The sequence below is a fragment of the Cupriavidus sp. GW823-FHT06D04 genome, assembly GCF_058795055.1.
In genome coordinates this window covers 18,592-27,855 of sequence record NZ_JBXAHL010000061.1, presented here as the reverse complement: position 1 = coordinate 27,855, position 9,264 = coordinate 18,592, and the positions used below count along the sequence as shown (strand labels likewise).

Sequence of the window (9,264 nt, the reverse complement as noted above, 5' to 3'; positions counted from 1 at the left end):
AGCCGTGCTCAATGACCAGCTCCGGTCGTACGTTGAACGGTGGTATCCCTCCATCGCCGGAGAAGAAGACCGCCGCCTTGCCGCTTAGCCAGCCCCCGGTTTGGCGCGGTCTCCTATGCTGATTTGCGCGTAGGGTTGCCGATTCCTCAGGCGCTTTACCAGACCTGTCGCGAGGCCAGACGCGACATGGCCATCTTCTTGCTGGTGGATGTCAGTGGGTCTACCGACGGTTGGATATCCACCAACAAGCGCATTGTGGACGTGGCACGCGAGGCGCTGCTTCTGGTCTCCATCGCTTTGCAGGGACTGGCTGAACCGTACGCCATTGCGGCCTTTTCCGGACAAGGCCCCCATGGCGTGGTCGTGCGTCAGGTCAAGGCATTTGACGAGACCTTTAGCGGCAGTGTGGCGCGCAAGATTGCTGGACTGGAACCAGAGCACTACACCCGGGCTGGCGCTGCACTCCGGTATTCGACGGCAATGATGATGCGCCAATCGGTCCGACACAGGCTGCTACTACTTTTGTCCGATGGAAAACCTAATGACATTGATGACTATGAGGGCCGCTACGGGGTCGAGGACATGCGCCTGGCTGTCGTCGAAGCCAGGCTCCAGGGCATCAATCCCTTCTGTCTGACAGTTGACCGACAGGCGGCGAACTATCTGGCGGAAATACTCGGTCCAAGACAGTACGCGCTCTTGCCTCGACCTGAGCTATTGCCAGCGGCACTGGTGAATTGGATGAGGATGCTTTTGCTACGCTAGCTTTGGCCGCCCCCCACCGAGTTGGGTCAAAATTCCAGCGAACAGGCCGTGATACGCATGGATAATGCCGAGTTTATTTAACTGATCAAGCCGGCGCTAATGGGATGGACGCCCCCTCTCCCCGGCCAAGGCGCTTACGTGCCAAAGTGGTGGCGGTAGCAACCCCCAACCAGGAGCATCCATCATGAGGGTCACGACGATCGGCATCGACTTGGCGAAAAATGTCTTCCAGGTTCACGGCGTGGATGGACACGGCAAGGCGACATTGAAGAAGCAAAGGCTTGCGGGGAAACCGTAAGATTCTGCACAGCCTTCACTCCGAGAGAGTCCGGCATGTTTCCTGCATCGCGAGAGCCATTGCCACGTTGCCCATGAGCATTTGGCGTGCGGCGCCAACGCGGGTGCCAGCCAGCAGAAAAACAGCGTTTGGCTGCATGAACGAGGCGACATCTACCTTGACGCGCGCCGGTTTTTTGAGGGCAAGCTCAGCAACGTGCTTCGCGCGACACCCTCCATCGTCCGGCGCGTTGTGCATTAACGCACCACGACCTTGCGTCGATCGCCGTTGTGGTCCCCAAACTAAGCGAACAAAATTCGGCTACGGAAGACGTATGCGTTCGGGGAATCAATGGACCTCTGGTACCAAATGCGGAGTTGACTGTGCGTATCTTGGAGACAAAGTGAAAACTATTGAGAAGGTCTACAGCACCGCTCAAGCTGCCATCGATGGAGTCGTGCAAAGTGGGCAAACCGTCGCTATCGGCGGATTCGGTTTGTGCGGAATTCCCGAAATTCTGATTTCCGCACTGCGTGAGACTGGCATCCATAATCTGACCTGCATCAGTAACAACGCAGGCATCGACGATGTCGGCCTAGGCATGCTGTTGCGAACCCGACAAATCAAGAAAATGATCTCGTCATATGTGGGCGAGAACAAGGAGTTCGAGCGCCAATACTTGGCCGGGGAGCTCGAGTTGGAATTCACACCGCAAGGCACGCTCGCTGAACGCCTACGGGCGGCGGGAGCGGGCATTCCCGCATTCTTCACCCGTACCGGCGTCGGCACGATCGTCTCCGAGAACAAGGAAGAGAGGGTTTTTGGGGGCAAGTGCTACATCATGGAAACAGCCTTGCACGCGGACGTCTCGCTGGTCAAGGCGGCCGTCGCCGACCGCGCCGGGAATTTGATCTTCTCTCGAACGGCGCGGAACTTTAATCCGGATGTCGCGATGGCCGGAAAGGTCACCATTGCCGAAGTAGAGAAGATCGTGGAAATCGGAGAAATCGATCCCGACGATGTTCATCTGCCTGGAATCTTCGTTCACCGAATTGTGCTGAACGCCAATCCCGACAAGCGCATCGAACGCCCGAGCTTTCGTGTGCGCGCAAACTAAAGGCAGAAAATCATGGGCTGGACACACGAACAGATGGCAGCGCGTGCTGCCGCGGAATTGCACAATGGCGAGTATGTGAATCTCGGCATTGGTCTGCCGACGAAAGTTGTGGATTTCGTACCGGAAAACATGCAGATTTGGCTCCAATCCGAAAATGGTCTGATCGGAATTGGACCGCCGCCGTATGAGGACGAGATCGACCCAGATCTGATTGATGCAGCGAAGCAAACCATCACGATGGTTCCAGGCGCATCGGTCTGCGCGTCTTCAATGTCGTTTGCCATGATCCGTGGCGGACATATGAATCAGTCGATTCTTGGCGCCATGCAGGTCAGCGAACATGGCGATCTGGCGAACTGGATGATTCCCGGCAAGCTCGTCAAAGGCATGGGCGGCGCCATGGACCTCGTGAGCGGGGCCCGGCGTGTCGTCGTGCTCATGGAACACAACACCCGTACCGGAGATTTCAAGATCCTGCGCGAATGCGCCCTGCCGCTGACCGGTGCAGGTGTCGTGAATCGGATTATCACCGACCTGGCCGTCCTCGACGTCGCCAATACCGGATTGGTTGTGCGGGAACTAGCCCCGGGCGTCACCCGCGAACAGCTGCAGGAACGCACGGAGCCGACCCTCACCTTCGACCTTGCGGATGACTGCGGTCGCTGAAGGGATGCTTGATCCATGCCTCGACCTCTCATGTGACGTGAGGCGGCGCAGCTAAGCCGAGATTCGGTTCTTCCTGGCACAGCAACTTTCTAGAGAGCGCGCGGGCCGCGGTCGACGTAAGCGTCTGCGCATATTTTCGTGCAGGTTCACCAAAACGAGCGTCAGACGCCTGATTCAGCGGAACAAGCCTGCGGCCGGCGCCAATCTGAAACACGAATTTCTGCCAGCGTTTCAGGACGTGAATATTTGCCGTCGTCGCATGCAGCGGTGCGGATTCACTGCGAGACGGTTTCGCTTCGACGCCAAGCTGCAAGTTCGCACTCTTGTCTCCTCGGGTGGTGAAACGTTCAGTTAGCGTGCGAGCGCTGCGTTCGAACCCAAATAAAACGCTTAGAGGGCGATTCAATACGCCCCAACGGGACTGACCATCGTCAGGCGACGACATCGCCATGGGCGCTTCGCGTCAAACGCGAGCGCTCGGTGGTTCAGCGTCCCCCAAAAATGGAGAACACATGTCGACTATTGTCTCATTCAAGAACGTCCAGAAGACCTACGACGGCGAAACACTGGTTGTGAAGAACCTCAATCTTGAGATTGAAAAGGGCGAGTTCCTCACGATGCTGGGTCCATCCGGCTCTGGCAAGACGACATGTCTGATGATGCTGGCAGGCTTCGAGACCGCCACCCAGGGCGAAATTCTTCTCGATGGAAAGCCGATAAACCGCATTCCGCCGGAACGCAGGAACATTGGCATGGTGTTCCAGAGCTACGCCTTGTTTCCACACAAATCGGTCGCAGAGAACCTTGCCTTTCCGTTGCAGGTAAGACGGGTTCCTAGAAGCGACATTGAACGAAAGGTCACGCGCGCCCTAAAGATGGTGAACATGGAGACGTTCGCCAATCGCATGCCTGCTCAGCTGTCCGGCGGGCAGCAGCAACGAGTCGCGGTTGCGCGCGCACTGGTTTTCGAGCCAGCCTTGGTCCTCATGGATGAGCCACTGGGGGCATTGGACAAGCAACTGCGCGAGCAGATGCAATACGAGATCAAGAAAATTCATGAGCAAAGCGGTCTAACTGTCGTGTACGTGACGCACGACCAAGGCGAAGCGATGACCATGTCGGACCGCGTGGCGGTCTTCAATAACGGCATCATTCAACAACTTGCCCCGCCCTCCGAATTGTACGAACAGCCGGAGAATGCCTTCGTTGCACGATTCATCGGAGAGAGCAACGAATTGAAAGGTGTTGTCTCCGGCCTGGACGACGGGAACTGTATTGTGAATCTCGAAGGTGGGTACAGCATCCGCGCTACCGCAAGCCAGGCTATTCACCAGTCCTCGAGCACAAGTATCTCCTTGCGCCCGGAGCGAGTGGCTGTAGGCGAGGCTGCGCGCGCTTGCGACAACGTCTTCCGCGCCAATGTTAAGGACCTCATCTACTACGGTGACCATCTACGGATGGTGATGGATGTCTGCGGCAGGTCGGATTTTGTAATGAAACTTCCCAACGAAGGAGCTAGTCGCAGGCTGCGAGTTGGCGAATCCGTCGACGTCGGTTGGATGGCCGACGCCTGTCGTGCGCTGTAACCGAGATAGCTTGTTTGTTTAACGCAAGAGAGGTTCCAGTCTTTTCCAAGATCGGGTGATGAGAATGAAAATGTTTCTATTGCTTGCAACGGCCTGTGGTTGGGGCGCTTCCGCCTCTGCTGCTGGTCAGCTGACCTTTGTTTCTTGGGGCGGCGCGTGGCAGAACGCGCAAGAAGCTACCGCGTTGAAGCCGTTCGGCTCCAGGACCGGGGTAACTGTCAAGTCCGACACGTATAACGGGGGAATTGCCCAGATTCGAAGCCAGGTCGAGACAAAGAACGTGACGTGGGATGTCATCGATCTGCAGTTGTCGGACGCGACGCGCGCTTGTGATGAGGGGTTGCTAGAGAAGGTCCGTGTTGCCGACCTCGCCCCCAGTAAAGAAGGCGCTGCGGCCAAAGATGACTATCTCCCGGGAGCCCTCTCGGAATGTCTGGTGGGGAACATCACTTGGTCGACGCTGATTACGTACAACAAGGATCGTTTCAAGGGTGGTGAGCCGAAGAAGATTGCAGACTTCTTTGACCTCAAGAAGTTTCCTGGCAAGCGCGGTCTGCGCAAGTCGCCGGAAGGCGCCATGGAATGGGCACTCTTGGCAGATGGCGTCGCGCCGGAAAACGTCTACAAGGTCCTCGCTACACCGGCAGGTCTGAATCGGGCCTTTAGGAAGCTGGACACCATCAAGTCATCCATCGTCTGGTGGGAGACCGGTGCGCAGCCCGCTCAGCTTCTTGCCGATGGCGAAGTCTCAATGACCAGTGCGTATAACGGTCGCATCTATAGCGCCATCATTACTGACAACATGCCTTTCGGCTTCGTGTGGGATGGTCAGGTCAAGAACATCGAAGGCTATGCCATCGTCAAGGGTTCCAAGAACCTCAAGGAGGCGCAGCAGTTCATTCGCTATGCCACGCAACCTGACGTGCTCGCAAAGCTGGTACCACTGATCGCATACGGTCCCCTGCGCAAGTCCGCAGTTCCGCTGATCGACAAGAAGGTTGCGCCGAACTTGCCAACCGCGCCTGAAAACCAGGCCGGCGCTGTCAACATGGACGTCGCTTTCTGGGCGGACCACAGTGACGACCTGAATCAGAAGTTCGCGGTCTGGCTCGGTCGCAACTAGGCCAGTTCATATAACCAATAACGAGGAGGCGCGGTAGTTGCCGCTGGATATTATGATCCTTGCAAGTGAAACGATAGGACCGGCGGACCAAGTCGTAGAGACTACCGTTGCTGATTCAAAGAAGCTCAAGTTGAAGGCGCGGGCGGCCGAGCGTGCAGGGCAGGTCAGGGCGCTAGCCTTGATTCTGCCGCTGCTGTTATTCCTGCTCGTGACGTTCCTGCTCCCTATTGGAAGCCTGCTGATAAAGAGCTTCCAGGACCCGACGCTCTCTCAGGAGATGCCTCGTACGGCTGCCCTCTTACGTGCATGGGATCCAAAACTGGGCGCGTTGCCTGACGAGGCTGTCTATGCTGCGTTCGGTGAAGAACTCCTCGCTGGCAAGGACAACGGTGGTGTAACCCGCGTGGCATCTCGGTTGAACTTTGATGAGGCAGGCATGCGCAGCCTCATCATGAAGACCGTTCGCCGCATCGCCGAAACGGGTGAGGTCGAATCGTGGAAACAGCATTTCTCCGCGGTCGACGGGCGCTGGGGGAAAATTTCTACGTGGTCGACCCTGAAGTACGCTTCTTCGTCGTGGACGATCGACTATTACCTCAAGGCCCTCGACTTCAAGCGGGATGTTGACGGCTCGATAGTGTCCCAGGCAAAGGGAGAGCGGCTATATGTTGACATTTTCATCCGCACGGCAGGCGTCAGCATTTTGGTAAGTCTGCTTTGTCTCGTACTTGCCTACCCGGTGGCCTATCTTCTCGCCAACATACCGGCGCGCTACAGCAATGTCCTGATGATCATGGTTTTGCTGCCGTTCTGGACCTCCATCCTGGTTCGGACAACGGCGTGGGTTGTCGTGCTCCAATCCAATGGCGTGCTGAACGACCTCCTGATTAGCCTTAGCCTGACGGATACAGGATTCGCTTTGATCTACCGACGCATCAGCGTGCTGGTCGCGATGACGCACATTCTGCTGCCATACGCCATCCTGTCGCTCTACAGCGTCATGAAGGGCATTCCCAGCATCTATATGAAGGCCGCCCGATCGCTCGGCGCGGGGCCCGTTCGCTCCTTCTTTCAGGCTTATTTTCCCCAGACGCTTCCAGGCGTCGGCGCGGCCGGGATGCTGACGTTCATCCTCGCTGTGGGCTACTACATCACGCCGGCAACGGTCGGCGGGTCAGATGACCAATTGGCGAGCTACTACATCGCCAACCACGTGAACTCTAGCCTGAACTGGGGGTTAGCAAGCGCGCTTGCTTCAATTCTGCTGATCGGCGTTGTGCTCGTGTATTCCATGTTTGTTCGACTGACCGGTGGCGCCGGTGTGAAGCTGGGGTGAAGCCATGTTTAACCTTCCTTCCTATGTCACGGTTTGGGGCCGTATCGGACGTCTCGCCCACTTGGCGATTTCCCTCCTGGTTCTTGCATTTCTGTGCCTACCAGTGTTGGTCGTGATGCCGCTCTCGTTCAACTCGCAGCCGTATTTCACGTACCCGATCCACGATTTCAGCCTGCGCTGGTACCAGGACTTCTTCGATAGTGTTGAATGGCGGCTGGCCATGCGCAACACGATGATTGTCGGGGTGTCATCCACGCTGCTTGCCACGATCCTCGGTATCCTTGCTGCGCTCGGATTGATGCATCCCAAGCTGAAGTACAAGTCGATGATTACGGGCATTCTGGTTTCGCCGATGATTGTCCCGCTTATCATCACGGCGGTCGGCGTCTACTTCGCGTTTAGTCCGCGCGGACTTGTCAACAGCCTGGTGGGCCTGACACTTGCGCATGCAGCTTTGGGCGTTCCCTTTGTCGTTATCACGGTGACGGCAACGCTCGCCGGCTTCAATGAGACTTTGACGCGTGCTGGCCATAGCCTTGGAGCCTCGCCGATGCGGGTGTTTTGGCAAATCAAACTCCCTATCATTGCACCTGGCGTCATTTCGGGCGCGTTGTTTGCTTTCGCTACGTCGTTCGACGAGATTGTTGTTGCACTGTTCCTGACGGGAACCGACCAGCGAACGGTTCCGCGCCAAATGTGGTCCGGCATTCGTGAACAGCTGAGTCCAACCATTCTCGCAGTGGCAACAGTCATGGTTGTGCTGTCGACCCTTTTACTCATCACTCTTGAAGCATTGCGCCGCAGGACCGAGCGTCTTCGTGGAAGCATTGCTACGCACTGAAGCCTAGACACCAGGCACTCTCTTTGCTTGGTGCCTGCCTGATGGTGGAAGGCGCACCGCTCGTGGCACAAGATGCCTCAAGTCGGAGCTCAGCCAGTGACTGGTCCATCGCCCGCAAGAGCGGGTACGCCTTCTCTCGCAGCGATAGCGGAAAGTGATCGAGGCAATGTATTAGCCGCGGTTGGCCGGGCGGAAGAGCACATGAGCGCGCTGGTTGACGCTTGGTACCAAAGCCATCCCGCATGGCTTCCGCAGTCTCAGCAGCAACACAAGTGGCCAGTGACGTTCATGCCGCGCTATGTCGAGCAGGAGAGAGAACTCCGCGCAATCATGGCGAACTCCATGTCGTGCGGGCGGCCCGATACGAGGCAGCGGAACAATGGGCATGGATTTCACCTCCGCTGGCCCTTCTGTTCGTTGCCGAGCGACTTGCCGGCGTGGACGCACCACGGTACTTAAACTTCGCTGTGGCCGTGGATGCCCATGAAGAGCGATGGCGGGAGTTCATCGTGCCTCGCATCATGAGTTACCGAGGTGTCGCGCCTTCGGAGTACGAAGATCTCCCGCGTTTCGCGTGGGATAAGCGGTCCTTGAGGGGCCTTTCGCAACTTGGCTGCCAGCTCTTGGGGTGTCTCCTCGTGGGCGTGGCTGCCGTACTTGGGCTCGCTAGACTTGGACGAAGACGAATGACCTAAGAGGCCGTTTCAAAAAGACTGCTACGCACGCCTGAAGATATTCCAGCAGACGAGGGAACAGCCAAGCTTCAGGAATGCTTCGTGAATATCAGCCCGACGCTCGAAGCGAATGCGAAGACGACGGAAATTGTGGAGCCACGCATGAGTGCGTTCGACCACCCAGCGAAATTTGCCCAGCCCGCTACCGTGTTCAGTTCGGCGCTTCGCGATCACTGGCTTGATGCCGCGCTCGCGAAGTCGCTGACGATGCGGTTCGGAATCGTAGCCGCGATCGGCGTAGATGACCTTGGGCTTCTGAAGTGGTTGGCCACGCACGCCGCGAATCGGTGGGATCGCGTCAACGAGTGGCAGCAGTTGGGTGACGTCGTTGCGGTTCGCGCCGGTCAGGAGCGCGCAGACGGGGACGCCATTCGCATCGACGACGACTTCCTCAGCGAACACCCCAACGTCCACATGCACCACACGCCGACCTACACGTCCTGGCTCAATCAGGTCGAGAACTGGTTTGCGCGCATTCAGCGCGATGTGATCGCACGCGGCGTCTCCACTTCGGTGAAGGACCTGGATCGCAAGCTGATGCGCTATATCCGTCAACACAACAAGAATCCCAAGCCAATCAAGTGGAAGTACAACGATCCATCGCGGCGAATTCGCCCGGTGCCAATTCAATGACGCAGTGGACTGATATGTATTGACCGTGTCAAGTGCTCATTGCTGGTGTTCATTTGTTGAATGGAAGATCCAGTGTGTTTGGGCCAGGCCCGGCGGTTCTTCGACGGTTGATCATTCTGATATGCGCGGGTTGGGTACCGCATGACAAACGATTCGTCGAGGAGCTGCCTCCGTCTAGTGTCGAGG

9 protein-coding genes and 1 pseudogene are annotated in these 9,264 nt (G+C 57.2%); 8 read left to right on the top strand and 2 right to left on the bottom strand.

The genetic code is table 11. The features are described from left to right. The first annotated feature begins 186 nt into the window (after window positions 1-186). The 3 genes from AC1Q7H_RS37470 (at window position 187) to AC1Q7H_RS37460 (ending at window position 2,825) form a co-directional block, all read left to right on the top strand. On the top strand, window positions 187-765 hold the full coding sequence (locus AC1Q7H_RS37470) for a nitric oxide reductase activation protein NorD (RefSeq protein ID WP_492382368.1): 579 nt from the start codon (window positions 187-189) through the stop codon (window positions 763-765). Between the two features lie 689 nt (window positions 766-1,454). Continuing rightward, window positions 1,455-2,159 carry a CoA transferase subunit A gene (locus AC1Q7H_RS37465; RefSeq protein WP_492382369.1) on the top strand — a complete coding sequence of 235 codons (705 nt, stop codon included), beginning with the start codon at window positions 1,455-1,457 and terminating at the stop codon, window positions 2,157-2,159. Window positions 2,160-2,171: 12 nt separating this feature from the next. Next, entirely contained in the window at window positions 2,172-2,825 is a 654-nt protein-coding gene (locus tag AC1Q7H_RS37460) for a CoA transferase subunit B (protein ID WP_492382367.1), read from the top strand. A gap of 28 nt (window positions 2,826-2,853) precedes the next feature. Here the strand turns inward: AC1Q7H_RS37460 and AC1Q7H_RS37455 are convergent, their stop codons facing one another. Then, window positions 2,854-3,276 (bottom strand): hypothetical protein, encoded by a 423-nt coding sequence (locus AC1Q7H_RS37455; RefSeq protein ID WP_492382366.1) that lies wholly within the window; start codon window positions 3,274-3,276, stop codon window positions 2,854-2,856. Between the two features lie 61 nt (window positions 3,277-3,337). On the opposite strand from AC1Q7H_RS37455, the gene AC1Q7H_RS37450 reads away from it, so the two are divergent. The 5 genes and pseudogenes from AC1Q7H_RS37450 (at window position 3,338) to AC1Q7H_RS37430 (ending at window position 8,406) form a co-directional block, all read left to right on the top strand. Continuing rightward, the gene (locus AC1Q7H_RS37450) at window positions 3,338-4,411 is read left to right on the top strand and encodes an ABC transporter ATP-binding protein (protein ID WP_492382365.1); all 1,074 of its coding nucleotides are present in this window, start codon (window positions 3,338-3,340) and stop codon (window positions 4,409-4,411) included. A gap of 70 nt (window positions 4,412-4,481) precedes the next feature. Further along, on the top strand, window positions 4,482-5,534 hold the full coding sequence (locus AC1Q7H_RS37445) for an ABC transporter substrate-binding protein (protein WP_492382364.1): 1,053 nt from the start codon (window positions 4,482-4,484) through the stop codon (window positions 5,532-5,534). Between the two features lie 37 nt (window positions 5,535-5,571). Then, window positions 5,572-6,870, top strand: coding sequence for an ABC transporter permease (locus AC1Q7H_RS37440; protein WP_492382363.1), 1,299 nt, complete (start codon window positions 5,572-5,574; stop codon window positions 6,868-6,870). A gap of 4 nt (window positions 6,871-6,874) precedes the next feature. Beyond that, window positions 6,875-7,711 (top strand): ABC transporter permease, encoded by an 837-nt coding sequence (locus AC1Q7H_RS37435; RefSeq protein WP_492382362.1) that lies wholly within the window; start codon window positions 6,875-6,877, stop codon window positions 7,709-7,711. Window positions 7,712-7,783: 72 nt separating this feature from the next. Beyond that, window positions 7,784-8,406: pseudogene (locus tag AC1Q7H_RS37430) on the top strand (DUF3526 domain-containing protein). A 21-nt stretch (window positions 8,407-8,427) separates the two neighbouring features. Here AC1Q7H_RS37430 and AC1Q7H_RS37425 read toward each other — a convergent pair. Further along, complete coding sequence (locus tag AC1Q7H_RS37425) at window positions 8,428-9,003, bottom strand: IS5 family transposase (RefSeq protein ID WP_492382361.1); 576 nt, start codon at window positions 9,001-9,003, stop codon at window positions 8,428-8,430. Between the last annotated feature and the right edge of the window lie 261 nt (window positions 9,004-9,264).